Here is a 25,213-nt window from a genome sequence, read left to right as displayed (position 1 = left end):
TCCACGCGGATTAAGGAAAAGTTGTAAAGAATGACTGGACACCTACGCGCACCACGTGTAAAGATTATCTGGACACTTGGAAAGAAAGGTAATACAGTGAAGGTCGTAAAGTTTCCGATTCGGTTAGGGGATCTTTGGATGCAACTCAAAGATCGAAAGCGTCTCCTTCGATTGATTGAGATTCAGGACGTGTCGCGTCGCGATGTGGCGCGAGCCGCTGGATGGTCGTCACATAGCTACTTCAATCGCATGTGCAATGGGCTGGAAGACACTTGCAAGCCAGAGCCCGCATTGCGTATTGCCAAGTTTCTGGGTGTGGCAGTGGACGATCTTTTTTTGACCAAAGTGGAAGAAAAGATTGAACAGTTGGAAGAGGTTCCAGAGCATTCGAAAGCTGGATCCCGAAAATCGCCAAGCCCACGGACTTCATCGCAAACAACCGCGCCGAAGCGTGGTTCACGTGCAGGGAAGCTGAGGGCTGCATGAGCAGCAACCAAGCAGTTACCAACCTCAAAACCAACCTTGAAGAGCAGGAACTCGCCGATCAGGTGACTGTCTCACGTGCAGACCTTGAACGGGTCTTGAAGTACATCGATGATGTTGCGGTTTGGATGGAAGATTTCGACAAGCAGTTTGGAGGGAAGCCATGAGCTCTTATGAATGCCCGGAGATCGGCTGCGATTACCACGTAGGCATCTCAAACGGCCCAAATCTCACCGAGCTGGACTGGGAGGTCGAACAGAACTACTTCGACGACATCGATCGGCACATTCAGAATCACGATGATGAACGGCAGTTCGGTCCTGGTCGGCGACTCAAGGCTTTGCGTGAGTCCAAGAAGCTTGCGCGGGCCCAGCTCGCTGCTCGACTGTGCGGCCTCGGCCTCTACTGGTCGACGTCCGTGCTCTCGAAAGTAGAGCGGGGTGAGCGGGAGATTCGGCTGAACGAAGTCCCGATCATCTGCATGGCTTTAGACCTTGAACGGATCCAAGACTTCTGGTCTCCCGGAACTATCCCAGCGAGGAAGCGACTCACGGCCGTCGAAGCACTCGCTGAAATCCGAGTGATCGTCGAGCAGATCGACTCGATGACAAAAGAAGTGCCCCCAGCAGCGGCAACTGCTGAGGGCGACGAAACCAATAATCCAGAACGGTAAGCAAAGGACTGATTTCGATGTCTAGTGTATCGAACCCACAAATTGGGGCAGGCGCATCGCCTGTGCCGGTGAAGTCGGAAGACGAGTGCTTGGCTGATGCAGCTCGCACGTATGCAGAATACTTGCGTCAGCGCGAAGCCACTCCCGCGGAGGTGGCGGCGTGATCGCGAATAACGTTGCGCGGTTCCTGACCGCTCTGTTCATGCTCCTGGTTGAGCTGATCCTTCGTCTGAGAGGGCGTGGTCAGCGTGGCTAAGCGCTACTTCCGTCATAACGGCGGCCGTGGAGCTGAAGCCAATGCGGAGGCTAAGGCTTGCCAGGTCCGTCAAGAAACCTTCGATCGGGCGAAGGACAAGGCCGTGCACCTGTTGCATGCGTTGAAGAGCTGGCCTGGTTACGACGCGACCGGAAACATTCTGGGCGCCATGGATCATACCGACGCGACCATTGACGCCTTGGATGAAGTGCTTGATGAGCTGCGCGATGAGATGGATAAGTTCCGAGGTATCAAGTGTGTGGAGATCCGCCCGGTGATTCCTGATCTGAACTTCGGCATAAGCAAGTTACTCCACGCCGCGGAGGTCGCAGCCAAGTATGCTGCCATGTCGCCTAAGTCGGAGGTTGCGATCACTCCCTTGGAGAGCCAGATCGTGAAGTCCAGAAAGGCCAACCCATGAGCCGGGTCAAGGGCAAAGTTCTGATTATTCCTACGCCCGAGGTTGCTGGTTCGTTCAATCGGACTCGTGGCAAGCATGCATCGCACAAGTTCGATGTGGAGTGGACCGAGTACCCAAAGGCTGAATGTGCGAAGCAGATCCAGAAGGTCGTGCAGACCTGGGCGAACCGCAAGTATCTGGGCCGCAAGGTCATCGTTGACCAGGGAACCATGCGTGAACTCGGAGTCGATGGCGTGGGAACACTGTTCGTTGATGGCATCAAGTATGCCGAGATCACCGCGTTTATTCAGCTTCCCGAACCAGTCGCTGCTGCTTCATTGTTTGGCGGTGGAAACGATGGACGCTGATCAGATTCGACAGGCAAACGGCATCCGCATGTGGTTCATCTGGCTGCCGGTACTGGCTGCCCTGGTTGTCGCACTGTATTTCGTATTGCCGTTGTCTAACGGGCTGTGGGTCCTGGTCATGATGGTTTTCGGCGTTCTCTGCGTGTGCGCTGTCGCTGACTGGGCCGCCGCCGAACGTGCTGCGTTCCGTGCTGAAGCAGCCCGGCAGGGATAACCCCCTTTCTCTTTTCATTCTTCTTTTCACACTAGAGGTGTATTTTCTATGGCCAGTTTCAAAGGCAGATTGGAAGTCCTAGCGGCTTCCTCGATTCACCAGCACCCTGACAACATCCGTGCAGACCTGGGGGATCTGACTCAGTTGACTGCTGAGATCAAAGAGATGGGCCTGATCAACCCACTGCTGGTTTACCCGCATCCAGAACGCGCCGGAGATTACGTCGTGCAGGACGGAAACCGCCGCCGCGCCGCCTGTATCCAGGCTGGCCTTTCGGAGATCCCTTGCGTGGTTCATCCGTCTCCGGAGCGCGGCCAGCGGGCTGACGTTGAGGCCATGTTGACCACGGGCCGTAACCATCGCCCATTGACCGAGGCCGAGGTTTCCAAGGGCGTTCAGACCCTTCTCGATCTTGGCATGCACGAGACGACCATCGGCAAGAAGTTCAAGATGCCTCGCACAGAGATCCGTACCCGCGCCAAGGTGGCGCGGAAGGATGACGCCCTTTCCAAGGCCTACACTTCTGGCCGTCTCCGCCTGGACGCTGTGCAGCGCCTTCAGGACCTTGAAGAGAATTCGGATGTCCCTGGACTGTATGAGCGGGCTGTTGAGCGCATCGAGGGTATGACCAACGGTGCCAGCGTGGAGACTGTGGAGCGGGTGATTGCTGAGACTGAAATTTCGATCTTCAAGGCGAAGCGTAAGGATGCGCTGGTTGAGCTCGGCGCCGTCGAGGGCGACTACGACATGCAGTATGGCAGCAAGTGGTCCAAGGTCGAGGACGAGATGACTGATGAGGAGCACGTTGCTGCGAAGCCCCGTTACTACTTCGGCTACCAGAGCGCGGAGCCTACTTGGTACGCCAAGGCGGTGAAAGCTAAGCCTGAGCTGTCCAAGGAAGAGAAGCTGGACAAGAAGATCCAGGACAAGCTCAATGGCATGCTGCCAATCGTGCAGCGCACCCGACTGGCGTTTATCCAGGACAAGCTGCAGACCGTCAAGCCGGATGACTCTTTCGCGAAGCGTGCAATTGCGGAGCAGGTCGTCGCAAACCTCCGATATGAAGAATCGCTCAAAACCATTTTTGGTCCCGCAGTCGGGTTCCCTTACGTGGACGAGGACAACCCCGATGACGAGCTGGATCCGTACGAACGCTGGACGGAAGACCTGACGAAGCATTTGGCTAAGCAGTCGTTGGCTGGTCTTGGCCGTCTGCTGGCGTTCAGCAACATGGTTTATGCCGAGGAGGATCTGAGCAAGCTCAGGGGCTTCGAGCGTTCTCAGTGGGAGCAGCCGCAGTACGGGTCTGCGTGGAAGCGTCGTCGGCAGTACTACCTGTTTTTGCAGGAGCAGCTGGGCTACGAGCTGGATCTGGACGAGATCGAGGCCATGCAGTACCAGGCGCTCAAAGAGCCGGCGCGAAACCGGGAACTAGACCTGGTCGAGGTTCCGGATGATGTGTGCAAGTCCTGCGGCACTTCACCGTTCGAGCCGACCGGCGCGGAGATCTGCACTGGCTGCGCTTCGACTGATGGCGAGGTTGCGTAATGGTCAGGGGATTCGACTTCCGCGATCCGGCTGTTCGTGCTCGCAGCATGGGCGCACACCCATCGGCTGCAGGCACCGCGCCACGAATCCGCATCGTAGACATCAAACGAGCTCATTTTCCGCTGTCCTCACTGCCGCCGGCGGGCGCCAAGTACCCACGGGCCACCGTCCGACCGGCACGCGGGCTTGATGATGGCAAGCCGGTGTGGGTGGCGAAGATCTGGACGGACTACTGCTGCCCTCTCAAAGTTGACGGCCGCCCGTTGGCTGCGGTCTATGACTCGAAGACCGTCGCTTGGGCGTGGGCTGAAGCTCAGGTCGATGCGTCCAGGTTCTGGAGGGGGCTCCGTAATGGCGACTAGGGGAATGCGTTCCATGGTGGCGCACGCGCCATCGAAAGCCAGCGATTCTGCGGCTTGGCAGGAGGACGCGGCGTGCGTCCGCTGGGACTTCAAGAAGCACGGCGATCCGTTCTTCCCCACTAGCGCGGCGCCGGCGGCCGCCCAGCAGGCGCAGGCGATCTGCGGTACGTGCCGTGTGCGGCAGATCTGCGGCTTCTTCGCCCACGAGGATGCCAACACGTTCAAGTACGGGATCTACGGCGGCACGACGGCGGAAGACAGGATCCGGGCTCGCCGTCGGACTCAGCAGGAAGCGAGAAGAGCGAGGGAAGAAACATCATGAAATTTGTTGTCGATATGTTCCGGTTCCGTGCGGCTCTCGCTGCTGTAAAAGTCCATGCGTCGAAAGACAAGGATGACACTGTCGGTGGCTCGCTGACGTTATCGGTTCGCCCCAATGGGGATCTCCTGGTCTTCGCAGAGAACGGTCTAACGATGGGAATGGCCCGCGTTGAGATCGATCGTGAGGACTGGGACGGAGAACTTGGCGATTTCAGCCTCACCCCAGCTATTGCCTCGACGATCATCGCTGCGTTCACCCCGTCGAAGACAGATTGGGAAGTGCAGCTGGAAGTGACGGTGTCTTTCACTATCGAGCGAAGGCCCGAGGAAAAGGAGATCCGAGTAGCGACGGTCAACATTCGGCGCCTAGGCCAGCTCTTCGGTGGTGACTCTTATCGAGTGACCACCCCGGTTCAATACCGGGAAGGGCTGCAGAAGGCCTGGCACTCGCTCGCACACTATTTGCAGCTGCAGTCCTCGAGTCTTCCTCCAGTGGAGTTCGATTCGAAGCGCTTGGCGACGTTCAAGGCGGCCGAGACTGCGTACGGCGTTGGCTGTGTTCTGGCGGCGGCCGGCGGCGGCCGCATCCTCGTGATGGTTGGTTCGTCGTTCATCGGGTGCATGGAGGTCTCCAAGCTGGAGCTGGACGATTCCAAGAGCAAAAACTACAGGGCGACGAAGCGCGCATGGATCGACCATGTTCCGATGCATCTGGCCGTAGTCAGCTAGCCAAACCTTGTTTACCGATAAACAAACTAAAAGCCTTGTTTTTATAAAAAGGAGGATCTGATGGCTTTAGAAGTCACGGTCTATACGAAGGACGCCTGCGGCGACTGCAGGCGGACCAAGAGCAACCTGAACCAGCGAAAGGTTCCGCACCAGACGGTGCACGTTGCCGAAGACAACATCGAACTGATCGAGAAGCTGCGGGCTATTGCTGAGCAACTCGGTTCCAAGCTGGCCATGCCTTACGTCAAGGTCGTCAACACCGACACCGGCGACACCGAAGAGTGGTTCGGGCATCGCTCGGATCTCATCGTGGAGCACATCATCGCAAAGAGAAGAGGATCACTGTGAAGTACTTCTACGACACCGAGTTCCTCGAAGACGGCAAGACCATTGAGCTGATCAGCATCGGCATCGTCGCCCAGGATGGCCGCGAATACTACGCAGTAAATCGCGATGCCAACTGGGAAGCCATCGAAAACGATGCGTGGCTCATGACCAACGTGGTCGCCCAGCTACCAATCTTCAACGTCCAAACGTGGAAATTCAAAGAACGAATCCGCGACGAAGTGCCGGCCTTCCTCACCGCAGACCACACCCCGCCCGAGCTGTGGGCCTGGTACAGCGCCTACGACCACGTAGCCCTAGCGCAACTCTTTGGACGCATGATCAACCTGCCAACGGGCATCCCAATGTTCACCAATGACGTCCGATCACTCTCAACCTGGACCGGCATCGACCGCCTACCAAAGCAACCAATCGGCCTACACGACGCGCTCGCCGATGCCCGGCATGCTCGCGCGATGTACGACCACATCATGAGGGAGTCCACGCGATGAGCATGCCGATTGAAGCCCGCCGCCTCAACGGCACGGATCTGGGTAAGGAACTCGCAAACTATGGAGTCCTGCAGTCGGTTGGACATGCCGAGGAAACCTTTGAGGAAACCACGTTTGGCGACAGGAAGAAAAGGACTCACAAGCTCAAGCTTGTCCGGATCGTCACCGAGAGAGGGGAGTTCGGCTTGATCCCGTCCACCTTGATCACTATCACTGGCAAGCCCAGCCCGAAGCCAGGGGACACCGAATGAGCAGCTGGGATGTAGTGGTCCTTTGCCTCGGAGCCTATGCGGCCGCATCACCGGCAATCGCTTACGGGCTCTACCGCTGGCTAAGCAAGAGCATCAACGAGACCCAGGAAAGGAAGAACTAATGTCTAAGTCACTGAAGTTCCGCAAGAAGCCGGTCGTGATCGAGGCTTTCCAGCTGACCGAAACGAACCGTGGGGAAATCCTGCAATGGGCAAAGTCCAATGCACCGCTAGGGACTCTCATAAGAGCCGTGCCGAAAAGCGGGCACGCCCATCAGATGCTGGTCCACACTCTCGAAGGAACTATGACCGCCAACGTTGGCGACTACATCATTCGAGGCGTGCAGGGAGAGTTCTACCCGTGCAAGCCTGACATCTTCGAGCAGACCTACGAGCGCGACCTGTCTCCAGAGCAGCAGACGCTGGTTGATCTTTACGGGGATACCAATGAGTGAGCAGAGCCTAGACCTTGAGCAGCTGCGGAAGATAGCCGAAGCCGAGGAAACCCGTGAGTGGGGCCCGTGGGCGTTCGAAGAGGACGACTGGGACGGTTACGGAGTTTACATCAATGACGGTGATAATTTTGGCCGCTCGTATGTTGCAGAGAAAATGACGCAGGGTGAGTCTGAGGGCGCGTCAACCGCCGAGTTTATCGCCATGTTTGATCCGACCACTGTCCTCGCCCTCTTGTCTCGACTCGAACAGGCTGAACAGCAGGTGGCAAGAGTGCGGGCGCTGTGCATGACTACTGACGGTGACTACATCGACAACGACGCAGAGTGCAACACCGTGGGGGACATTCTCGAAGCCTTGGATGGTGAGCAGTGAGCGAGAACCAGGAAGAACGAGAGCTTGCAGGCCCACCGCAAAAGCTTGACCCAATCCGCGATATGGAGCCGATCCGTCTGGGCGACATCACCTCGTTTCATCGGGGGCTGCACGCCCAGATTGCATTCGCTAATCAGGCCACCGTCTACGGGCAGATTACCTTCGTTCACCACCGGGAAATGTCCAGCAAGATCGCCGTCAACTGGCAAGGCCTCCAAAACGAACGGATCGGCCACCCGGAGCAGATCATCAGGATCGAGGCAACGCCATGACCTACTGGAATGCGCTACTTATACGAGCACTGACCGCCACCGGAGACAAGATCTACGTCTGCCGAAACCCGTACACCCAACGATGGGTCACCATCCAGCATCAGCTAACCATCGCTGACACCAAAGAACACCAACAAGCGCTCGCCGTAGCCAGGGCTCAGGCCTTCAAGTTGCCGCGTGCGCGAGATACGAACAGGAAATCATCAGATGTCGTGGTTGAAGCTGTCGGACGTTTCGGCCGAGCATCCAGTGGTTATGCGCGTTCTGGAGTTGGACTGGGCTGATGATCGGCTGCTGAACGAGTTGTTTGGTTGGGTGACTAAGTGCGCGACTCGGTCAGCAGCGTTCGATCGTGACTACATTGTGGAGGTCGGTCAGGCGAAAGCACTGGCCGGGCTCAGCCGGTACAAGGAGCTGCTCGCAGCGGCCGTGTACTGCGGACTTTTTGAAGAGAAAGAGTTTGATGATGACAAGGGCATTAGGCGCGCCGGTCTGAAACTCGTGGAAGAGGAAGACCTCTTCCACATGATATTGAAGTCTGAGAAGGAACGGAACAAGAACAGGGAAGCAGATAATCGCAAGCCTGAACGTTCCGGTCCAGTTCGTAAGCGTGACGGTGACGAATGCCGCTGGTGTGGTGTCATCGTCCGATTTAGCAATGGTGCAGGCGGAGACCAGAAGTCAGCTCGTGTGGGCACGATCGACCATCTAGATCCACGCGATCTAGATAGCTCGGACCCGACCCCCGCTGAGCGCCTGGTCGTCGCCTGCAAGACCTGCAACTCATCAAGAAAGGACGGTGCAACCTGGGACAGACCGTTGCGTCCAGTCCCAGAAAACCCTTATTACAGCAAGGCGACAGCCGATTGGCTGCTCGACAGATGTGGATATCGCGTGAACGCATCCGAGAAACGCAGAGAACTATTCGATCCCGCGCCAGCTCCGGCGTTCGAGGACACGACGGCCAGCATGCCTGAATGGGCACGCCCGGCTAGTGATGACGCAACGGCTATCTCCGGCTCATCCAGCTTCGACTCGAACGCGACGGCAGCCAGCAAGGTTGAGCGACATGAGGCAACGGACATCCCGGCCCATGAAAAGCCTCGGTCCCATTCTGACCTGATGGCGTTTCCTGCAGTGCACGACGACGAGACCGTAGAGACTCCCGCTCCAGGTGAGACTCCGGCAGCCACTGGGAAGGCAACGGACACCTCCGGCCAGCCAGCGCAGCACTCGTCACAGCCTCCACATGCGGATCAAACACGAATCAAAGAACGATCAATTGATCATCAAACAACGATCAAAGAAGACGAGGGTGGCGGATCTGGATCTGCCGGGTCGGGTCGGGAAGGGTCTGGCAGGGCCGGGCAGGGTCTGGACGGGAGCCGCGGTCACTTGCCCCCAGATTCTTCTAAGCCCTCGGACGCTCCTCGCTCTGGTCGAAGACGTAGAAGACCTCGAAGGAGGAACAACTGATGACTTACTCAAACTCAAAGCCAATCAAGCATCCTGCCTTGCTGTGGAGTGAATCAGATTTCCAGACTCACGTGCTGCACCTGGCCAAGACCTACGGCTACACGTTGACCTACCACACGGCGGATAGCCGGCGCTCGAATCCTGGTTTCCCTGATCTGGTGCTCGTGCATGGTAAGACCGGCAAGCTTCTGTTTATCGAGCTGAAGACACAGGTAGGTCGCGTGAGCGTGCATCAGGAGTCGTGGATTAACGGGCTTCGGATTGGCGGTCATGTGGCTGAGGTATGGCGTCCGATTGATTATGTGTCTGGCCGTATTGCCAAGGTGCTGCGAGGAGGTGCTGTCGTTGGGAGAACACTTTGAGCGCCCAGATTGCTCATGCTGGGGTTGCGTGAGTTCAGCTCGTGAGTCACGGGGCTGTGTGGTTCATGCGCAGGCGGAGCCGGATCAGCTGGCACCTGTAGCGCTGGATGACCTGAACCTGTGCGGTGAGTGCAACGACCGGATGATTCGCGACCTGCGGTTCGTGGCCGATCGGTGGGACGATGCACAGGAAGCGCTGCATGCTGGGTCAGGCGGCGGTGGTAGTGAGCGTCATGCCCAGAGAACCGAAGCGCCGTTGCCAATCAATGTGTCGGTATCCGATGCGCTGATGGTGGTTCGCGATAACATCTGGTCCGTAGTCCTGCGCCTGGTAGATGACCTCGGAGTGCGAGTCCCGGCAGACCAGACGACACCAGGTCTTGCCGAATGGTTGGCTAGAACTAAGGCAGTGACCATAGCTGCATATCCGGATCGGGCATTCAGTAGGCAGGCGTATTGGTGGATCGCTCATGCTGCGGACTGGTTGGCCACGGCAACGCATGGCGCCGAGACCAGCGTGGAGATACCGGATCAGTTCTGCAAGCGACCTGGTTGTAAAGCTCAGTTGGTAGTTGTGGAGAACCGCAAAGGCGAACGTGTTGTGCAGTGCCAAGGCGATGCGAAGCATGCGGTGCAGTGGGACACCTGGTCGAAGATGCTGAAGGCAAGACGTCCACAGAAGCGGGGCGCTCGTCCTCCCCGTCTGACCTGAGTTGACGGACTTGACATAGTCACGTAAATTTACTGATTGAATGGACTTAGTGTCTTAGATGAAGCCCTGAACTTCCTTGAGGTTCGGGGCTTTGTCGTATCTACTTGCAGTGAGGTGACCGCGTTGCCTTCTGCTCCGAAGAAACCCTGTACTCAACCAGGTTGCACCGAGCTGATATCAGCCTTCGGCAACCGTGGCCGATGCGATACCCACGAGAAGGCAGCCGAGCAAGCCCGCGGATCGTCTCGGTTCCGTGGCTACACCAGTCGTGGTCACCGCAGGTTCCGCGAGGAAGTACTCGCACGAGATCCGATCTGTGTGCTGTGCATGTCGAGACCATCTCGCGAGGCTGATCACTTCCCAACATCCCGCAAGGGATTGATAGCTCAGGGTCTGAACCCTGACGATCCTAAATATGGGCGCGGCTTGTGCTCGCCGTGCCACAAGAGCGAGACCGCCGTGCATCAGCCCGGAGGTTGGAATGCACCGCAGTGACACACCCTCGAAGCCTTGACATTGCAGGCATCGGCACCCTCTGAGAGGGGTGGGGGTGACCCCCAAAGGGGCGCCGGGATTAGCCGCCGGGCAGGGGTTTTCGTATCCCCGCAGGATAGAACTTTTTGATCAGGGGGTGCCGCGAAAAATGCCTGGTCCAGCCCCAAAACCAGCGCTCGCCGTGGTGCGCGAGGGCAATCCGAGCCACCGGCCGGTGCCTGAATCGGTGACGTTGCCGCCCGTGGAGTTCGAGGAGCCGGACTGGTCTAAAGAGCTTCCCGAGTCGATGGCTCCGAAGAAGCCGACCGAGCCTGAGCGTGAAGACGATGAGTCGATCGAGCACTTCCAGCAACGCATGTATCGCTTCGAAAAGAAGATGACTGATTACCATCTCAAGCGCCAAGCAATCAACGGCACCAGGTACGTGAAAAAGCGGGCCAGCCAGGAATGGCAGCGCATCGTCCCGGTGCTGCAGAACAGTGTCGGCCTCGGTGCCGTGGACTGGTCCATCGTGGTGGACCTGTGCATCTGTGTGGCTCGCCTGGAATGGGCCGAACATGAGCTGTCCCGCGAGGGGCTCATCGTCCTGGGGCAGCGCGGCCCGGCACGCAACCCGCACACCACGATCGCTTCCCAGTACCGAACTCAGATCAAGACCTATATCCGTGAGCTGGGCTTGTCTCCGGCCGCGAGAACCGGCCTGCCGGGCCGGGAAGACGGTCCGGACGATGATGATCCATTCGACTGAGTCGTGATGGGAGGGTGATCCACCTCCGGCGAGGAGGTGGCCGGCATGATCGATGGTGATTTCGACCGACTGCCGGTACCCTACGACGCACTGATCGAGCTGGGCCTGTCCCATGAAGAGATCATCGAGGGGCTCAAGCGTGAGCCGCTGGTTGTCGCGAACCAGGCGGACGAGCAGCCGGGCGCGTGGTTTGACGTAGAACGGGCGCGCAAGGCACTGAAGGCACTGGGAGCCTTCAAGCACACGAAAGGCCGCTGGGCGGGTGTTCGCATGCGTCTGGGCGAAGGTCTGGACTCGTGGCAGGTCATCTGGGTACTTGCCCCGGTGTTCGGCTGGGTCTACTACGACGAAGAAATCGACCGCATCGTCCGAGTCATTCGCACAGTCTGGATCGAGATTCCCCGCAAGAACGGTAAGTCCACCTTCGCCGCCGGCATCTCGGGCATCCTCCTCCTGGCCGACAACGAGCCGGGCGCCGAGGTCTACAACGCTGCAGGCTCCACCGAGCAGGCACGCCGAGTCTTCGACGACTCCAAGACCATGCTTCTCTCGTCCACGGCGGCGAGAAAGCGGATTGAACCGCTCAAAGACGTGGTCCGTGTCCCTCGTTCCAATTCGATCCTGCGAGTCATCTCATCCATCGCTGAGACGGCCCACGGACTGAACGTCTCCGGGGCCACTGTTGATGAGATCCACACGCTGCGCCTCAAGGGCAAGCTGATCGAAGCCATTGAGACCGGCACCGGCGCACGAGACCAACCGCTGATCGTCTTCATCACCACCGCGGACGAAGCCGAGGAAGGCACGCCGTACGACGAGAAGCACAACTACACCCGCAACATCGCCAACAACATCGTCAAGGATCCACGCTTCTACGGCGTGATCTGGGCAGCCGATGAAAAGGACGACCCTTTCGATGAGGCGACGCAGTTCAAAGCCAACCCTGGACTCGGAAAATCACCGACCAGGGCCTACATGCGAGACCAGGCCACCAAGGCCAAGGGCTCACCGGCAGCACTCAAGACCTACCTGCAGCTCGCGCTGAATCTGCGCTCGCCGGGCACTGCCCGGTGGGTGGATGTGAAGACGTGGGACGAGCTGCAGGGCGCGAAGCGCACTCCGTTGCGTGGGCGCCGTGCCTGGGGCGGTCTTGACCTGTCGGCAACCAGCGACTTCACGGCCTGGACGGTTTGGGCGCAATCTAACCGTCCAGGTCTGAAGTTTGACCTGTTCACTAGGTTCTGGATTCCGGAGGAGCGCATCAAAGAGCTGGAAGAGCAGCTTCTGGTTCCGATTCAGGACTGGGTGGACCGAGGCTACATCACGGCCACCGAGGGCGACGTGATCGACTACAGCGCCGTCAAGGCAGCGGTGATCGGCGACGCGAAGCATTTCGACATGCAGCGCATCAGCTACGACCGAATGTTTGCCGGACAGATCGTCCAGGAGCTTGATTCAGAACTTAGGGGTATCGACATTGTTCCCGTTTCTCAGACGATGTTCGGGCTTGGCCCGGCGTCCAAGGAGATGGAACGCATGTGGAAAGCCGGGGAAATGCGCCATGACGGTAACCCTGTCATGCGGTGGATGGCCTCTCGCGTGGAGATCAAATTCGACGACGCCGATAACTTCCGCCCGGTGAAGCCTAACCGGCGCACCTCCTCGGCCCGTATTGACGGGTTCCAGGCAGCAGTGACCGGCTTGGACGGGATCGTGCGTACCTCGCTGGAAGAAAAGAAGCGGCTGATTGCTACAGGCTCTAGTACTCGAAGGAGGTCTTGATGAGCGTCAACGTGTATGACCCTGTCGAGGTGGCAACCCGCGTCGACCAGCTGGCCAGAGAACTAGAAGACCGTGCAACCACCATCGAAGGGCACGTGGACCGCTACCAAGGCCGCGGCGAAACCCTGCGTTGGGCTTCTAAGAAGTTCGACGAGTACTTCAAGAAGCAGTTTGCAGGGTTCGGCGACAACTGGTGCATGCCAGTGGTTGATGCCGCCGCAGAGCGCATGAGCGTTCTCGGCTTCCGTGCCCATGGCGAAGACTTCAAGATCGACCAGCAGTTGCAGCGCGACTGGCTGGGGTCCAACTCGGATCTGGGAAGCTCCGAGGCATTCACCATGCAAATGGCCGCCGGCCGGGCATTCTCGCTCGTGCACCCTGCCGATTCTCCGGACAAGGCCCCGTCTGTCACCTGGGAGCACCCGCAGACAGCGATTGTCGACACCGACCCGGTGACAGGCATCGATCGAGACGGTCTCGTGATGTGGCGAGATGACCAGTGGGACTACGCGACCTACTACACACCTACTCATTTCGTGAAGCTCAAGCGCCACAATGGCAAACAACGCTTCGAAGACAAGAGCCGGATGAACGCTCAAGGCGGCTGGATCCTCAAGGACGATGAAGAGATTTTCACCGAGCACCGTCTGGGCGAGGTACCGCTGACGGAGATCCGCAACAAGACCCTTCTGGACGAAGAACCACTATCAGACATCGCGGGCGTGGCTGCACTGCAGGACGCGGTCAATCTCGTGTGGGCCTACTTGATGAACGCACTTGACCAGGCATCGATGCCGGCACGCGTGGCGGTCAACGCCGACGTGCCGCAGGTGCCGATCCTCGACAAGGACGGTCAGATTGCCGGTTATCAGGATGTGGAGCTTGACGAGTTGATCAAAGAGAAGATCATCTTCCTTCCTGGTCAAGATGCCCGCATTGAAGAGTGGACGGCCGCGAACCTTGAAGCGTTCTCGAAAGTCATCTCGCAGATCGTCGAGCACATCGCGGCGCAGACCAGAACGCCACCGCACTACCTGGTGGCGAAAATGATCAACACCGCGGCTGAGTCGCTCAACATCGCCGAAGCCGGTCTGGTCTCCAAGGTCAAGGAACGCATCCTGTATGCATCCAAGGGCATCAAGAAGACCTTCCGACTGATGGCAGCAGCACGAGGAGCGTCTGCCGAGCGTATAGAAGTACTCCGAGCAGGAACGATCATCTGGGACAACATCCAGTACCGCTCCGAAGCTCAGATGGCCGACGTCGGAACCAAGCTCAAGTCTGCAGGCTTCCCGACCGAGTACGTGGTCGAGAAGCTTGTGACAGACCCGGTCCAAGTGGCACGAGTCATGAAGATGGTCGAGCGAGAACGAACGATGGACCCCTTCATCGCAGCTGAAGAACGGATGCGCCAGGGGGTCGCCTAAATGGCTCAGACCCTTCTCGAAGCCGCAGCAGCACACTACGCCTACGGGCAGCTGGTCCAGAGCCGAGCAATGCACCGCATCACTCGGCTCTGGATGGGCATCGACCGCCGAAACATCCTGGACTCATGGTTAACCGCCGCCGGCACCGCCGCACTGGTCGTAGCGCAGGCACAGCAGGCCGTGGCCGAAGACGCGATCGAGTACTCCAACGCAGTCATGGAGTCCTACGACGTAGCACCAGACGCGTTCCAAACCATCGCCGCAGGATTCGCGGGCATCGCCTACCCACTAGGGGACAAGCCTCGCCCGCCCGTGGGCTTGGAAGAGTCCATACTGTCGCCAGCCTTCAAGACCATTCGAGCGTTGAAAACTGGATACACCACGGACCGCTCCCTCGGCATCGGGCTGGACAATCTGATGCTGCGCTCGCAGATGCAAATCTCCGACGCAGCACGGCAGGCCGAAGGCGTTGCCATGACCACGGCGCCGGTCCGCATGCACTACGTCCGCATGCTCAACCCGCCCTCGTGCAGCCGCTGCGCAATCCTCGCCGGCAAAACTTACCGCTCTGCAGAAGCCTTCGATAGACATCCGGGGTGCGACTGCAGACATATCCCAGTCGATGAAGCGCTCGCCGGTGAGATGACTGTTGATCCGTATTCGTACTTCAAGTCATTAAGCGGTGCGGATCAGGACAAGTACTTCACTAAGGCAGGCGCTCAGGCGGTGCGTGACGGCGCAGATATCTTCCAGGTGGTCAATGCCCGGCAAGGTGTCTATTCGACCAAGGGCGGGGCGCTGGCGACCTATACGGGCACAACCCGTCGAGGGTACTGGGGATCGCTGCAGGAAACACGAAACCGAAAAGGCAAAGAGCGCTACGGGGTGGCAACTCGTGAGCGTCTGATGCCGGAAGAAATTTACAAGCGTACCAAAGGCAACCGCGAGCAGACGCTTCGGATGCTGGAGGACTACGGATACATCACCGGATTAGGTCAATCCTCGGAAGGTGTGGTCCGCGGGCCGGGCGTCGGCTACCTCGGTGGCAAGAAACCGGCCTACACCCTCGACCCCGCAACCGGGTCGTGGACCGCCGCTTAGCGCAATGCTAACGACTGAAAGGAAACACAATGTCCACAACCGTTCACGGCATCGACCTCACCGCACCTGGTGGAGTTGAAGCGCTGCTGGCCTTCCACTACCTCAACTTCGGCGATGCAGTCATGCTCGCCAAAGAAGAGGAGGGCGAGGACGACTCGGACGAAGACGAGGAAGACGAAGCCGACACCGAACAAGGTGGCGACGAGGACGACTCGGACGACGACGAGGAAGACGAGGCCGAAGAAGACGGAGCCGAAGAGCTTGGCGATAAGGGAAAGAAAGCCCTTCGCGCCATGAAGGACAAGGTGAAGGCGTCCAAAGCCGATGCACGAGCCGCACGAGCCGAGCTGCAACAGTTCAAGGATTCTGCGGGCAAGAGCGAGGACGAACAGGAAGCTTCCCGGAAGCAGGCTGAGCGCGACGCGGCGATCCTCAGCAAGGCCAACGATCGGATCCTCCGGTCCGAGGTGAAATCGGCAGCTGCAGGCAAACTGCAGAATCCTGCCCTGGCTGTCCGTCTACTCGACCTCTCACAGTTTGAGGTCGACGAGGACGGCGAAGTAGACGCAGACGAGATCGCCGAGGCGATCGACGAGCTTCTCGAGAAGGAACCCTACCTCGCTGCGCAAAGCGGCGGTGGACCAAAGTTCGACTCAGCTCGTGGCAAGCGCAAGCTGGCGAAGAAACTCACCCAGAAAGACCTCCAAAGCATGAGCCCGGCGGAAATCGCCAAGGCCTATGACGAAGGCCGGGTCAAAACCTCTTAGGAAAGGAGATTGCTGTGGCAATCACCCATGCAATTCCTGAACTGTGGTCAGCAAAGATCCTGACTGAGTTCCAGGAAGCAACCATCTTCGCCGGCCTCGCGAACCGCGAGTACGAAGGCGAAGCCAAGGGCGGCAACACCGTCCACATCACTGGCATCGAGCCAATCCAGGTCAAGGACTACAAGGCTGCTGGTCGCACGACCTCCGCCGACGCTGTCACTGACACCGGCGTTGATCTGCTGATCGACCAGGAGAAGTCCTTCGACTTCTACGTGGATGACATCGATGCGGCCCAGGCTAAGCCTGCGCTGATGTCGGCTTACACCAAGTCGGCTGCAGACGGCCTGGCCGAGGATACCGACAAGTTCCTCTCCGCGCTGCTGATCGCCCAGGGAACGGCAGTCACGGGCCTTACCGCCGTAACTGATGCAGCCACCGCATGGAACGCAATTGCGACCCTCAAGAAGGCGATGCGCAAGGCCAAGGTGCCTGCTTCGCAGCGTGTTCTGGTCATGAACGCCGAGTTCGCCTCGTTCCTGGACGAGAACGACTCGAAGCTGATGAAGGCCAACGAGTTCGCATCCACCGCGGGCCTGCGTGATGCCTCCTACGGCAAGCTGCTGACCTTCGACACCTACGACTCGGAGAATCTACCTGAGACCTCCAAGCCGCAGATCGTTGGCTGGCACAAGTCCGCGCTGGCCTACGCCTCGCAGATCGAAAAGACTGAGCCAATGCGCGCTCAGAACAAGTTCGCTGACCGCCTGCGCGGCCTGCACGTGTACGGCGGCAAGGTCATCCGACCTAACGCCGTATTCCACTGGACGGCGGCGTAGCCATGGCGCCATATGTTGGACTCTCCGGAGTCGTGATGGATCTGGACGAACTGACCGCTGGCGGACTTGTCCGCCAGGGGACGATCGTTGAGATCGAGGAAGGTCTCAGCGCGGAGCAGGTGGCGGCAATCGTCAAGGAGCGTTTCAACTCGAAGGCGACTTCGAAGACCTCCGACGCGATTGTTGCCTCCAACCCGGCGGAAAAGCCGCGGGGAAACGCGAAGCGTGACGACTGGGAAGCCTGGGCGCTGCACATCGGCATCCTTGAGGACGACCTCACAGGCAAGACTCAGACCGAGATCCGCGAGCTGGTGGATCAGTGGGAAGCGAAGCAGGCCGAGGAAGCTGAGAAGCAGAAAGCCGGCGGCGACAGCAATCCTTCCGGTGATGGCAAGGGCGACGGAAACACTCCCACTGAATAGGAGGTGAGCCTGTTGGGCTTGATCACCAGCGCAGATCTGGAAGTGTACCCACTGCCTGAGAACGTGGATCTGACCGGCCCGCTCACCAACGCGCTGATCAATTCGGCCTCGGCCGAAGTGGTCGATGCGGCAGGCTCGCCAATCCTTCAACGACGCTCAGTCGTCGAACTCCCGGCCATGCGGGCCCGGATCCTGCGCTTGCCAGGACTACCCGTGACTGAGGTTCATTCCGTGGAAGCGGAAGGAACCCCAGTCACGGACTGGAAACGCATCAACGCCGGCCTGTACCGGGCTTCTGGATGGGCTGAAGGCGGCTTGGAGATCGTCACGGTGGACTACACCCACGGTCTGCCAGAACTGCCGGCAGACATCAAAGACCTGGTCTGCCGCATGGTCATCTCAGGACTGCTCAACAACGACGAGGCAGGGGCTGAAGGGTTCGCACTGAACAACGGCCGCCTCTCCTCGGTGAAGATCGACGACTACGCCGAAGGCTACGCCACCGGCGACACTGTCGATGCCATCACCGAAATGTCGCTACCTCAGCGCACCCGGGACCGACTCGCAAAGAGATTCGGGAACTACGGCGCGAAGGTGGTGGGCAGCCTATGAGCATGCGACGTAGGGCCGTCATGGCCACCCGCCGCGGACGAGCCCGAGCCAAAATGTTGATGATCGCGCAATGCACCATCAACCGGCGGACCGGAAACACCTATGACGCGGCGAAGGGGCACGAGGTCGAAACATTCGACCTCATCTACACCGGCATCTGCGGCTTCGATGTTGACGATACGCAACCTTCGGATCTTGTCTTGGCTGGCGCCGAGTACACCATCACCAACGCCATCGCGAAACTTCCCGTGGGCTCCGGCGCAAAGTCAGGGGACCTGTTGGAAATCACCGCTTGCGAACTGGACATGCCAGTACCAGGAACCAAAGCCAAGCTCGTAGAGCTGGCCGAGGGAACTCACCGCACGGCAGAACGATGGAGGGCGGTGACGTTGTGAGTCTCGACGATTCCCAATTACGCCTCCTATCCGAAGATCTCGGCCTCGTCCCGAACGGGATCGTTCCCAAAGTCCGAGGCGTCGTCCGCAAGGGCGCCGTCAACGTCAAGAACGCCATGCAGGCAGACATCCGAGAGTCAGCGTCGTTCAGAATCATGGCCCGTTCCGTGGACTTCGACGAAATGACCTCCGGAGCATTCGGTGCAACGTCGTATGCAGCCGAGATCGGTCCCAACAAATCGCGCCACTCATCTGCCGGCCTCGCGGGCTTCGCCTACTTCGGTGGATCCCCAGGCGGCGGCGGTACCGTCCGAGATCCAGCAGAAGCGCTCGCCGATGAAGCTCCGGCTTTTGAAGAGTATTTGCTGGAGCTTTTGGAGGGGCTGTTGTGAGTAAAGCGATTTTCGACGGCATCAAGGCACTGTTTCCGCCCGGTACACGAGTTCATCTGTACCGGGCGGAGCTGTCTAATCCTCCGAGATTGGAGGACTTCCCTTATGTGGTGCTGCACGGCGGATGGGGCGAAGAGGTCTCCGGGGAACCGGGCGATCGTTCGAGCGATGACATTCCCGACCAGGTGGCGTTTACGTTGCGCTGCACGGTGGCGGCGTTGTCGCTCGACGGCCTGAGCGAGATAACAACGACCAGCCGCGAGGCGCTGAATCGTCAGCGGCCGACGGTGACTGGTTGGCGTTTTTCAAAGCTTCGGCAGCAAGAAGTTCTTACCGCGGAACCGGATAACCGGGTCTCGGTGGACACACTCAATCCCGTGTATCTCGTGGACGAATATCCGTTCACGGCCTACCGGGCCTGACCGAAAGGACACTGACCATGGCTAAGCCCGGTTTTGTGGAAGCCCGCCCGAAGGGTGGCGGCGATATCCGGCTGGTGCCGGAACATTACCTGACCAACGAGGCATTCGGCTTTGTCGAAGTGCCATCGATTCGTGATACCGGCAAGAAAGCAACTCGCCGGCCGTCCGCTGGACCGGATCCAGTAGAAGAGGAGGAGGCCAAGTGAAGACGTCTGCAGACGGCAAGAAGAAGTGGGCGATGCTGCTCACCAAGCCAGCCGGACTTATTCCGACCGCAGCTGAACTCAACGCGGGAATCGATTTCTCCTGCGTGGTGCTGGAATCGGACATTACGTGGTCTCCGACTGCGTCTGACCGATTCAACGAGAAGGTCTCGTGCCAGAAGGGCAATGCTCAGGCGCTTGGCTCTTCCAACTACGAGACGGCACTGACGTTTGTCCGTGAGTGGCTTACAACCGGCAGCGGTGCAGACCTCGCCGGAGAGGATGCCGCTTACCAGGCGGTGCGCGTGAAGGACACCACCGTGTGGATCTATATGCGCGAGACCGACAAGGACTCGACTGAGGACTGGGCTACCGGGGACGAGATCTTCCTTGGTGGCGAGCTCAAGACCGATTCGCCGACCCGTCCGGGTAACGACGGCAACATCAAGCGCCGCGTGGAGTTCTTGGGCCAGACCATGGTCAGTGAAGTTCTCGTGGCCGCCTAACCCCAAGTAGGCGATATTCCAGCCCGGTGACGTGAAAGGGCTCCTCACGTCACCGGGCTTTCCCATACTTTCCCGGAGCCCACCGCACGATTGGAGCCCACCATGACTGAAACCACCGCCGAGAACTACGCTGAAGCAGCCGAGTTCGACTTCGAAGCTTGGATCTCGGATGCCCGTCTGCCTGAAGGGTCTGAGACCGTCTACAAGCGTGCCGACCTGGTCGCACAGATTGACCTGCTTGCCCGGCAGATCCGTGTCGAGACCGACGCGACGGCCGGCGAAAAGACCAGTGGAGGATCCCCGCTCTTGAAGCAACTGCAGGCCAAGCGTAAGAAGCTGATGGAAGCGTTCGCCCGTTCAGAGATCACCTTCTACATTCGCGCCCTGCCGAACGACAAGATCCGGGAGATCGCAGCCCGGCACACTACGGGCCCGGAAAACTCGCCGGATGAGCAAATGTTGAAGCGGATCGAAATGAACCGTGAGCTGCTCTCTGCATCCATCGTGGCCATGGAATCCCCAACACTGGAAAAGCGGGAGATTAGCCTGCCGGTCCCGATGATCGTCGCTTTGGAGAACGGCATCGGACCGGCACAGCTAGCCAAGCTGTTGCTCAAGCGTCAAGAGGTGCAGAACGAAGCACCGCAGCCGGACGCAGATTTTTTGCCAGGTGCCTCTGGTACCAACCGCGACTCCGGCCGATAGTCCAAGTACTCCGCACCGCCCGCGCCGCTGGGAAACCACCAATGCACTGGTTTTCCAGCCAGCGCGGCGACTGGACGGAAAAGGACTATCTGTTATCCCTGGTGCTCACCGTCTACGAGGACGGACTGTGCGCCTGCGGGCAGCCCATGGAGATCGCACACCATCCAGACAACGACGGTTGGTATTCAGCCCACAAAAAGGTCTGCCAGGCCTGTGCAGCGCGGGAGCGTTCGACGACAGGCATCGGCAACGAGCCGTATAAACCAGAGCCCGGCGAACGGCTCTACACCACCTATGACCGGCCGGCAGACAAGCCAATACGAGACCGACCGTCCTAAATCAGTGAGGAGGGCCAGTGGCCGAGCGCAGAGTGGTCGCACGACTTGAAGCCGTCGTCCAGAACTTCATCAACGGTTTCAAGGACGCTAAGAAGTCCACTGATGACCTAACCCAATCCACTCAGAACGCGAACAAGGCAACACAGGACAACGCTCGGTTCTCGGAGGAAGCGGCAAAGAAAATCCGGCTGGTCGCTGACGCAGACCAGAAGGCCGCAAAGAACGCGGGCCTTCTGTACAACGCCAACGGCCAGCTGGTGAACTCTCACGGCAAGGTCGTCTCGTCTTCGCAGGCGGCAGCGCACGGCGTCGATCAATTCAGCGAGGCCGTGTACTTGGCGAACGTCGAAGCGCAGGAATCGGCTGCAGCAACTGAAGTCGCGGTAGCCAAGCAGGCCGAGGCATACCAGACCCTTGCCCCGGCGGTGACGGTGGCCGGCGGCGCTGTGACTCTTGCTTTTGGCAAGATGATCAAAACTTACGCCGACTTCGACAAGTCCATGTCTGAGGTTCAGGCGGCTACGCACGAGTCCGCACAGAACATGGATCTGTTGCGTGATGCCGCCGTGGACGCCGGTGCTGATACTGCATTTAGCGCAGAGGAAGCCGCCGGCGGCATCAAGGAACTGGCGAAGGCTGGTGTCGATACTCAGGACATCCTGAGCGGTGGCCTCAGCGGTGCCTTGTCTTTGGCAGCATCCGACAACATCGAAGTGGCCAAGGCTGCAGAGATCGCCGCCTCAGCCATCACCCAGTTCAAGCTCTCCGGAGAAGCGGTCCCACACGTGGCCGACCTGCTGGCCGCTGGCGCAGGCAAAGCCCAGGGCGGCGTCGAAGACCTCGGAGAAGCCCTCAACCAGTCCGGCCTGGTAGCTAACGGCGTAGGCCTCACCATTGAGGAAACCACCGGAGCCCTAGCCGCATTCGCCTCGGCCGGCCTGACCGGCTCCGACTCCGGAACCAGCTTCAAGACCATGCTGCAATCGCTGACTCCCAACTCCAAGGAAGCAGCAAAGCTCATGGACGAGCTGGGTCTGAGCGCCTACGACGCCAGCGGCAGCTTCATCGGCATGTCCGAATACGCCGGAGTGCTCCAGAACGCTCTCAGGGACATGAGCGACGAGCAACGCAACGCGACGCTCAAGACCATCTTCGGATCAGACGCCGTCCGTGCAGCAAACATCCTTTACGAAGAGGGCGCTGAAGGCATCCAGAAGTGGGAAGACGCAGTCAACGACGCCGGCTTCGCAGCCGACACCGCGGCCGCCATGCAGAACAACCTTGCAGGCGACCTCGAAAAGCTCGGAGGCAGCTTCGACACCGTCTTCCTGAAATCAGGATCCGGAGCCAACGCCGTACTCCGCGAGTTCGTCCAAGGCGCAGAATCCATGATCGACTTCGTCGGACAGATCCCCGAACCGGTACTGGCCATCGGCGGTATCCTCACCGGCATCGTCGGCGGAACACTGCTTGCCGGCGGCGCAATCGTCACCTTCCTGCCGAAGATCCGAGACGGAGTATCCGCCTTCAAGGAACTGAAAGACTCCGCAGGTCCAGTACCAGGAGTCATCGGCAAGATCGGCAAAGCCGTAGGTATCGTGTCAGCCGCATTCGCAGCCGGGTCCATCGTCGGAGAGCTCGCAACAAACGAGCAAGTCATCACCGCCGAAGCCTACGCAGCAGCGCTCACACGCATCGCCAACCTCGGAACCACAGACATGACCGAAGTCTTCCGAGACTCCGACTCAGTCTTTGGCGCTCGCCGTCTGGGCGATGTGAAGAACCTAGAGCAGGCGATCTCGGATATCGGTGATCCCTCGCTGGGCGAACGGATTGACCAGAACCTGAACTTCATGAATGGATGGTTCAACCTTCCCGACGACAAGCTGACGCAGCTTGAAACCCGCTTCACCGGTATCGGCGATGCACTGGGCGAGATGGTTGCTTCTGGTAACGGTGAGCGGGCGGCGGAGGCCTTCCGTGGCATCGTGGAGCAGTTCGAAGCCCAGGGAAAGAGCGCTCAGGATGCGGCCGACCTGATGCCTGGTTACATTGCGTCCTTGCAGGACGTAGCGAATCAGGCGGGCGTGACGGTCAGCGATCAGGAGCTTTTGAACTGGGCGATCGAGGGCGTGAAGCCTGCCGGCATCCAAGCGGCCGAGGGCGCAGCGATCACAGAGTCCGCTCTGGAAGATGTAGGTGTGTCTGCCGAGGGCGCGGTGGACAACATGGAGGATTTCCTCGATGTGCTCTTCCAGGCCGGCGTTATCACCCGTGATGAACGGGCCGCGTTCCGTGAATATCAGGCGGCGATCGATGACATCGCAGCCTCGATCAAGGAGAACGGCAAGAGCCTCGACGAACACACGGAGAAGGGCCGCGCTAACCAGGCGGCCTTTGACGCTCTGGCACAGTCCGGCGAGGACTACGTTCGGGCTCTGGCAGCCGGCGGCGCGTCGGAAGAAGAACTGCAGTCGGCGATGACCTCGACCTATGACTCGCTGATTACGGCGGCGGGTCAGTTCGGGATCACCGGCGACAAGGCCGACGCGATGGCTCGCAAGGTGATGGGTATTCCTGATGATGTGAAGGTCAGCTCGTGGATGTCCGAGGCGGCGAAGAAAACCGCCGAGGACACGATCAAGAAGACTGAGCAATTGGACGGAATGACCGCCAATGTCAGCATCATTCAAACCTATGAAACTAAGGGCGTCCCTTTCCGGCCTCAGAATCCGATTCAGAAGCAGCTGCAGGAATCGCGACCGTCCGGTGGCGTGACCTCGCTCTTCGGGCGTAAAGCTGACGGCGGCGGGATTTTCGGCCCAGGTTCGGGCACGTCGGACAGTGTCCCGATCATGGCTTCGAATGGTGAGCACATGCTGACCGCGAGGGAAGTCGATCTGATGGGTGGCCATGATTCCGTGTATCGCTTCCGTGCGGGGATCCGCTCTGGCGCGATTCGTGGACATGCAACCGGCGGGGAGATTGGTGGTCTGCCGGTGGGTATCTCATCGTTCTCTGTCATGCAGTCCAGTGCGGCGCCTGCAGCTGCTGGTGGTTATGACGGCCCGCCGATTGAGATCCAGATCAATGGTGCGACGGATGCTAACCGTGTGGCCCGGCAGGTTACAGACGCAATAACGGTGAAGCTTGCCGAGAGAGGAGTCAACATTGGTCGCTGAGATGATCACCCTTGACGGATACCCACTAACAGGTAGGACCCGCGAGGGGGAGTGGAAGCGACTCGGAGAGTTGGAAGGCTGGTTCGATAGCCCTGAACCTAAACGTGATCGAAATGATCGGGTGAACGGGGACGGGACTATCGATACCGAGATCTACTTCGAGTCCAGGCTCATCACCTTCAACGGGCGAGTCAGGTCAAAGAGCCACGACTACTTGCATGAAGCAGCGCTTCGCCTGACCGCTCTACCTGGTCGAGGCGGGAAGAAGCTCCTGGTGCGTGGCCATGGGCCCACACAGTGGGCCAGGGTGGATCCACGCGGCAAGGTAAAGACGAACTTCGACACGGACAACTACCTGAGCTTCCAGATCCCTCTGGAATCAACGGACCCATTCAAATATGGCGAAGTCCGTTCCTTCCAGACAGCGGCCGGCGACAGCATCGAATTGTTCCACCGAGGAACCGTTCATGCCTGGCCGGTAATTACGATCACCGGCAGCATGCCTGGAGGGTACGAGCTCACATTGAACGGGCGCGTGGTAACGGTGACGAAAAGTCTTGCCTCTGGCTCAACGCACACCCTGGATATGCGAACTGGCATCCTCCGGGAAAACGGCGACCGCGTTTACAAGGGAATCGAAATCGCCGAGTATTTCGCAGTGAATCCCGGCGAGCAGCAAAACTTCTGGCCTAACCCACTTGCCGGAGGATCCGGAACGTTCAATATCAGCCTGTACGACACTTTCATTTAAGGAGGTCAGTGTGCCATACCGTGTGCAAGTGGTAGACGG

38 protein-coding genes are annotated in these 25,213 nt (G+C 59.1%); all 38 read left to right on the top strand.

Features of this window, described 5'->3' with window-relative positions; all coding sequences use genetic code 11:
- Nucleotides 1–30: 30 nt before the first annotated feature.
- The 38 genes from RUH64_RS09615 to RUH64_RS09430 all read left to right on the top strand — a co-directional run bounded on the left by RUH64_RS09615 (nt 31) and on the right by RUH64_RS09430 (nt 25,174).
- Entirely contained in the window at nt 31–486 is a 456-nt protein-coding gene (locus RUH64_RS09615) for a helix-turn-helix transcriptional regulator (RefSeq protein WP_313813027.1), read from the top strand.
- Nucleotides 483–650, top strand: coding sequence for a hypothetical protein (locus RUH64_RS09610; protein WP_313813025.1), 168 nt, complete (start codon nt 483–485; stop codon nt 648–650). The genes RUH64_RS09615 and RUH64_RS09610 overlap by 4 nt, the downstream gene beginning before the upstream one ends.
- The gene (locus tag RUH64_RS09605) at nt 647–1,156 is read left to right on the top strand and encodes a helix-turn-helix transcriptional regulator (protein WP_313813022.1); all 510 of its coding nucleotides are present in this window, start codon (nt 647–649) and stop codon (nt 1,154–1,156) included. Before RUH64_RS09610 ends, RUH64_RS09605 begins: the two co-directional genes overlap by 4 nt.
- 248 nt (nt 1,157–1,404) lie before the next feature.
- Entirely contained in the window at nt 1,405–1,833 is a 429-nt protein-coding gene (locus RUH64_RS09600; RefSeq protein WP_313813020.1) for a hypothetical protein, read from the top strand.
- Entirely contained in the window at nt 1,830–2,180 is a 351-nt protein-coding gene (locus tag RUH64_RS09595; protein WP_313813018.1) for a hypothetical protein, read from the top strand. Before RUH64_RS09600 ends, RUH64_RS09595 begins: the two co-directional genes overlap by 4 nt.
- Nucleotides 2,170–2,394, top strand: coding sequence for a hypothetical protein (locus tag RUH64_RS09590; protein WP_313813016.1), 225 nt, complete (start codon nt 2,170–2,172; stop codon nt 2,392–2,394). Before RUH64_RS09595 ends, RUH64_RS09590 begins: the two co-directional genes overlap by 11 nt.
- A 48-nt stretch (nt 2,395–2,442) precedes the next feature.
- On the top strand, nt 2,443–3,942 hold the full coding sequence (locus RUH64_RS09585) for a ParB N-terminal domain-containing protein (protein WP_313813015.1): 1,500 nt from the start codon (nt 2,443–2,445) through the stop codon (nt 3,940–3,942).
- A gap of 47 nt (nt 3,943–3,989) precedes the next feature.
- Nucleotides 3,990–4,304 (top strand): hypothetical protein, encoded by a 315-nt coding sequence (locus RUH64_RS09580; RefSeq protein WP_313813014.1) that lies wholly within the window; start codon nt 3,990–3,992, stop codon nt 4,302–4,304.
- Nucleotides 4,294–4,626 carry a WhiB family transcriptional regulator gene (locus tag RUH64_RS09575; RefSeq protein WP_313813013.1) on the top strand — a complete coding sequence of 111 codons (333 nt, stop codon included), beginning with the start codon at nt 4,294–4,296 and terminating at the stop codon, nt 4,624–4,626. The genes RUH64_RS09580 and RUH64_RS09575 overlap by 11 nt, the downstream gene beginning before the upstream one ends.
- On the top strand, nt 4,623–5,354 hold the full coding sequence (locus RUH64_RS09570; protein WP_313813012.1) for a hypothetical protein: 732 nt from the start codon (nt 4,623–4,625) through the stop codon (nt 5,352–5,354). Before RUH64_RS09575 ends, RUH64_RS09570 begins: the two co-directional genes overlap by 4 nt.
- A 60-nt stretch (nt 5,355–5,414) precedes the next feature.
- Nucleotides 5,415–5,702 carry a glutaredoxin family protein gene (locus tag RUH64_RS09565; RefSeq protein ID WP_313813011.1) on the top strand — a complete coding sequence of 96 codons (288 nt, stop codon included), beginning with the start codon at nt 5,415–5,417 and terminating at the stop codon, nt 5,700–5,702.
- Nucleotides 5,699–6,190: a 3'-5' exoribonuclease domain-containing protein gene (locus RUH64_RS09560; RefSeq protein WP_313813010.1), complete on the top strand. Its 492-nt coding sequence runs from the start codon at nt 5,699–5,701 to the stop codon at nt 6,188–6,190. Before RUH64_RS09565 ends, RUH64_RS09560 begins: the two co-directional genes overlap by 4 nt.
- Nucleotides 6,187–6,441: a hypothetical protein gene (locus tag RUH64_RS09555; protein ID WP_313813009.1), complete on the top strand. Its 255-nt coding sequence runs from the start codon at nt 6,187–6,189 to the stop codon at nt 6,439–6,441. The genes RUH64_RS09560 and RUH64_RS09555 overlap by 4 nt, the downstream gene beginning before the upstream one ends.
- Entirely contained in the window at nt 6,438–6,563 is a 126-nt protein-coding gene (locus RUH64_RS09550) for a hypothetical protein (RefSeq protein ID WP_313813008.1), read from the top strand. Before RUH64_RS09555 ends, RUH64_RS09550 begins: the two co-directional genes overlap by 4 nt.
- Entirely contained in the window at nt 6,563–6,895 is a 333-nt protein-coding gene (locus RUH64_RS09545; RefSeq protein WP_313813007.1) for a hypothetical protein, read from the top strand. The genes RUH64_RS09550 and RUH64_RS09545 overlap by 1 nt, the downstream gene beginning before the upstream one ends.
- Nucleotides 6,888–7,268, top strand: coding sequence for an ead/Ea22-like family protein (locus RUH64_RS09540; protein ID WP_313813006.1), 381 nt, complete (start codon nt 6,888–6,890; stop codon nt 7,266–7,268). The genes RUH64_RS09545 and RUH64_RS09540 overlap by 8 nt, the downstream gene beginning before the upstream one ends.
- Nucleotides 7,265–7,540 carry a hypothetical protein gene (locus RUH64_RS09535; RefSeq protein ID WP_313813005.1) on the top strand — a complete coding sequence of 92 codons (276 nt, stop codon included), beginning with the start codon at nt 7,265–7,267 and terminating at the stop codon, nt 7,538–7,540. Before RUH64_RS09540 ends, RUH64_RS09535 begins: the two co-directional genes overlap by 4 nt.
- Nucleotides 7,537–7,824 carry a hypothetical protein gene (locus tag RUH64_RS09530; RefSeq protein WP_313813004.1) on the top strand — a complete coding sequence of 96 codons (288 nt, stop codon included), beginning with the start codon at nt 7,537–7,539 and terminating at the stop codon, nt 7,822–7,824. The genes RUH64_RS09535 and RUH64_RS09530 overlap by 4 nt, the downstream gene beginning before the upstream one ends.
- On the top strand, nt 7,748–9,016 hold the full coding sequence (locus RUH64_RS09525; RefSeq protein ID WP_313813003.1) for a hypothetical protein: 1,269 nt from the start codon (nt 7,748–7,750) through the stop codon (nt 9,014–9,016). Before RUH64_RS09530 ends, RUH64_RS09525 begins: the two co-directional genes overlap by 77 nt.
- Nucleotides 9,016–9,378: a VRR-NUC domain-containing protein gene (locus tag RUH64_RS09520; protein WP_313813002.1), complete on the top strand. Its 363-nt coding sequence runs from the start codon at nt 9,016–9,018 to the stop codon at nt 9,376–9,378. The genes RUH64_RS09525 and RUH64_RS09520 overlap by 1 nt, the downstream gene beginning before the upstream one ends.
- Before the next feature lie 28 nt (nt 9,379–9,406).
- Nucleotides 9,407–10,090, top strand: coding sequence for a hypothetical protein (locus RUH64_RS09515; RefSeq protein ID WP_313813001.1), 684 nt, complete (start codon nt 9,407–9,409; stop codon nt 10,088–10,090).
- Nucleotides 10,091–10,733: 643 nt separating this feature from the next.
- The gene (locus RUH64_RS09510) at nt 10,734–11,333 is read left to right on the top strand and encodes a phage terminase small subunit P27 family (RefSeq protein ID WP_313813000.1); all 600 of its coding nucleotides are present in this window, start codon (nt 10,734–10,736) and stop codon (nt 11,331–11,333) included.
- 45 nt (nt 11,334–11,378) lie between these two features.
- Nucleotides 11,379–13,115 (top strand): terminase TerL endonuclease subunit, encoded by a 1,737-nt coding sequence (locus RUH64_RS09505; RefSeq protein ID WP_313812999.1) that lies wholly within the window; start codon nt 11,379–11,381, stop codon nt 13,113–13,115.
- Nucleotides 13,115–14,542, top strand: a complete 1,428-nt coding sequence (locus RUH64_RS09500; RefSeq protein WP_313812998.1) for a phage portal protein — start codon at nt 13,115–13,117, stop codon at nt 14,540–14,542. The genes RUH64_RS09505 and RUH64_RS09500 overlap by 1 nt, the downstream gene beginning before the upstream one ends.
- Nucleotides 14,543–15,643: a hypothetical protein gene (locus RUH64_RS09495; protein WP_313812997.1), complete on the top strand. Its 1,101-nt coding sequence runs from the start codon at nt 14,543–14,545 to the stop codon at nt 15,641–15,643. It abuts the gene before it with no gap.
- Between the two features lie 29 nt (nt 15,644–15,672).
- The gene (locus RUH64_RS09490) at nt 15,673–16,410 is read left to right on the top strand and encodes a hypothetical protein (protein WP_313812996.1); all 738 of its coding nucleotides are present in this window, start codon (nt 15,673–15,675) and stop codon (nt 16,408–16,410) included.
- A 14-nt stretch (nt 16,411–16,424) separates the two neighbouring features.
- Complete coding sequence (locus RUH64_RS09485) at nt 16,425–17,246, top strand: P22 phage major capsid protein family protein (protein WP_313812995.1); 822 nt, start codon at nt 16,425–16,427, stop codon at nt 17,244–17,246.
- A 2-nt stretch (nt 17,247–17,248) separates the two neighbouring features.
- A complete protein-coding gene (locus RUH64_RS09480; protein ID WP_313812994.1) occupies nt 17,249–17,668 on the top strand; it encodes a hypothetical protein in 420 nt (139 codons plus the stop codon).
- 3 nt (nt 17,669–17,671) lie between these two features.
- Nucleotides 17,672–18,280 carry a hypothetical protein gene (locus RUH64_RS09475; protein WP_313812993.1) on the top strand — a complete coding sequence of 203 codons (609 nt, stop codon included), beginning with the start codon at nt 17,672–17,674 and terminating at the stop codon, nt 18,278–18,280.
- Between the two features lie 2 nt (nt 18,281–18,282).
- Complete coding sequence (locus RUH64_RS09470) at nt 18,283–18,675, top strand: DUF6093 family protein (protein ID WP_313812992.1); 393 nt, start codon at nt 18,283–18,285, stop codon at nt 18,673–18,675.
- Nucleotides 18,672–19,067 (top strand): hypothetical protein, encoded by a 396-nt coding sequence (locus tag RUH64_RS09465; RefSeq protein ID WP_313812991.1) that lies wholly within the window; start codon nt 18,672–18,674, stop codon nt 19,065–19,067. The genes RUH64_RS09470 and RUH64_RS09465 overlap by 4 nt, the downstream gene beginning before the upstream one ends.
- Nucleotides 19,064–19,489, top strand: a complete 426-nt coding sequence (locus RUH64_RS09460) for a hypothetical protein (protein WP_313812990.1) — start codon at nt 19,064–19,066, stop codon at nt 19,487–19,489. The genes RUH64_RS09465 and RUH64_RS09460 overlap by 4 nt, the downstream gene beginning before the upstream one ends.
- A gap of 17 nt (nt 19,490–19,506) precedes the next feature.
- Entirely contained in the window at nt 19,507–19,695 is a 189-nt protein-coding gene (locus RUH64_RS09455; RefSeq protein WP_313812989.1) for a hypothetical protein, read from the top strand.
- Nucleotides 19,692–20,198: a hypothetical protein gene (locus RUH64_RS09450; protein WP_313812988.1), complete on the top strand. Its 507-nt coding sequence runs from the start codon at nt 19,692–19,694 to the stop codon at nt 20,196–20,198. The genes RUH64_RS09455 and RUH64_RS09450 overlap by 4 nt, the downstream gene beginning before the upstream one ends.
- A gap of 102 nt (nt 20,199–20,300) precedes the next feature.
- A complete protein-coding gene (locus RUH64_RS09445; RefSeq protein ID WP_313812987.1) occupies nt 20,301–20,903 on the top strand; it encodes a hypothetical protein in 603 nt (200 codons plus the stop codon).
- A 41-nt stretch (nt 20,904–20,944) separates the two neighbouring features.
- Complete coding sequence (locus RUH64_RS09440) at nt 20,945–21,241, top strand: hypothetical protein (protein ID WP_313812986.1); 297 nt, start codon at nt 20,945–20,947, stop codon at nt 21,239–21,241.
- 17 nt (nt 21,242–21,258) lie between these two features.
- Entirely contained in the window at nt 21,259–24,423 is a 3,165-nt protein-coding gene (locus RUH64_RS09435) for a phage tail tape measure protein (RefSeq protein WP_313812985.1), read from the top strand.
- Nucleotides 24,413–25,174 carry a phage tail domain-containing protein gene (locus tag RUH64_RS09430; protein ID WP_313812984.1) on the top strand — a complete coding sequence of 254 codons (762 nt, stop codon included), beginning with the start codon at nt 24,413–24,415 and terminating at the stop codon, nt 25,172–25,174. The genes RUH64_RS09435 and RUH64_RS09430 overlap by 11 nt, the downstream gene beginning before the upstream one ends.
- Nucleotides 25,175–25,213 lie beyond the last annotated feature (39 nt).

This window comes from Glutamicibacter sp. (assembly GCF_032154645.1).
Classification (GTDB): Bacteria; Actinomycetota; Actinomycetes; order Actinomycetales; family Micrococcaceae; genus Glutamicibacter.
Note: the sequence above shows the minus strand (reverse complement) of the source record. Positions and strands in the feature narration are given on the sequence as shown.

Coding starts and splice junctions, on each gene's coding strand:
- RUH64_RS09440 (WP_313812986.1), top strand. CDS start 20,945: ATGCACTGGTTTTCCAGCCAGCGCGGCGACTGGACGGAAAAGGACTAT.
- RUH64_RS09605 (WP_313813022.1), top strand. CDS start 647: ATGAGCTCTTATGAATGCCCGGAGATCGGCTGCGATTACCACGTAGGC.
- RUH64_RS09530 (WP_313813004.1), top strand. CDS start 7,537: ATGACCTACTGGAATGCGCTACTTATACGAGCACTGACCGCCACCGGA.
- RUH64_RS09445 (WP_313812987.1), top strand. CDS start 20,301: ATGACTGAAACCACCGCCGAGAACTACGCTGAAGCAGCCGAGTTCGAC.
- RUH64_RS09615 (WP_313813027.1), top strand. CDS start 31: ATGACTGGACACCTACGCGCACCACGTGTAAAGATTATCTGGACACTT.
- RUH64_RS09520 (WP_313813002.1), top strand. CDS start 9,016: ATGACTTACTCAAACTCAAAGCCAATCAAGCATCCTGCCTTGCTGTGG.
- RUH64_RS09580 (WP_313813014.1), top strand. CDS start 3,990: ATGGGCGCACACCCATCGGCTGCAGGCACCGCGCCACGAATCCGCATC.
- RUH64_RS09590 (WP_313813016.1), top strand. CDS start 2,170: ATGGACGCTGATCAGATTCGACAGGCAAACGGCATCCGCATGTGGTTC.
- RUH64_RS09510 (WP_313813000.1), top strand. CDS start 10,734: ATGCCTGGTCCAGCCCCAAAACCAGCGCTCGCCGTGGTGCGCGAGGGC.
- RUH64_RS09525 (WP_313813003.1), top strand. CDS start 7,748: ATGTCGTGGTTGAAGCTGTCGGACGTTTCGGCCGAGCATCCAGTGGTT.
- RUH64_RS09565 (WP_313813011.1), top strand. CDS start 5,415: ATGGCTTTAGAAGTCACGGTCTATACGAAGGACGCCTGCGGCGACTGC.
- RUH64_RS09470 (WP_313812992.1), top strand. CDS start 18,283: ATGCGACGTAGGGCCGTCATGGCCACCCGCCGCGGACGAGCCCGAGCC.
- RUH64_RS09555 (WP_313813009.1), top strand. CDS start 6,187: ATGAGCATGCCGATTGAAGCCCGCCGCCTCAACGGCACGGATCTGGGT.
- RUH64_RS09500 (WP_313812998.1), top strand. CDS start 13,115: ATGAGCGTCAACGTGTATGACCCTGTCGAGGTGGCAACCCGCGTCGAC.
- RUH64_RS09480 (WP_313812994.1), top strand. CDS start 17,249: ATGGCGCCATATGTTGGACTCTCCGGAGTCGTGATGGATCTGGACGAA.
- RUH64_RS09540 (WP_313813006.1), top strand. CDS start 6,888: ATGAGTGAGCAGAGCCTAGACCTTGAGCAGCTGCGGAAGATAGCCGAA.
- RUH64_RS09585 (WP_313813015.1), top strand. CDS start 2,443: ATGGCCAGTTTCAAAGGCAGATTGGAAGTCCTAGCGGCTTCCTCGATT.
- RUH64_RS09505 (WP_313812999.1), top strand. CDS start 11,379: ATGATCGATGGTGATTTCGACCGACTGCCGGTACCCTACGACGCACTG.
- RUH64_RS09610 (WP_313813025.1), top strand. CDS start 483: ATGAGCAGCAACCAAGCAGTTACCAACCTCAAAACCAACCTTGAAGAG.
- RUH64_RS09570 (WP_313813012.1), top strand. CDS start 4,623: ATGAAATTTGTTGTCGATATGTTCCGGTTCCGTGCGGCTCTCGCTGCT.
- RUH64_RS09595 (WP_313813018.1), top strand. CDS start 1,830: ATGAGCCGGGTCAAGGGCAAAGTTCTGATTATTCCTACGCCCGAGGTT.
- RUH64_RS09490 (WP_313812996.1), top strand. CDS start 15,673: ATGTCCACAACCGTTCACGGCATCGACCTCACCGCACCTGGTGGAGTT.
- RUH64_RS09575 (WP_313813013.1), top strand. CDS start 4,294: ATGGCGACTAGGGGAATGCGTTCCATGGTGGCGCACGCGCCATCGAAA.
- RUH64_RS09550 (WP_313813008.1), top strand. CDS start 6,438: ATGAGCAGCTGGGATGTAGTGGTCCTTTGCCTCGGAGCCTATGCGGCC.
- RUH64_RS09455 (WP_313812989.1), top strand. CDS start 19,507: ATGGCTAAGCCCGGTTTTGTGGAAGCCCGCCCGAAGGGTGGCGGCGAT.
- RUH64_RS09545 (WP_313813007.1), top strand. CDS start 6,563: ATGTCTAAGTCACTGAAGTTCCGCAAGAAGCCGGTCGTGATCGAGGCT.
- RUH64_RS09495 (WP_313812997.1), top strand. CDS start 14,543: ATGGCTCAGACCCTTCTCGAAGCCGCAGCAGCACACTACGCCTACGGG.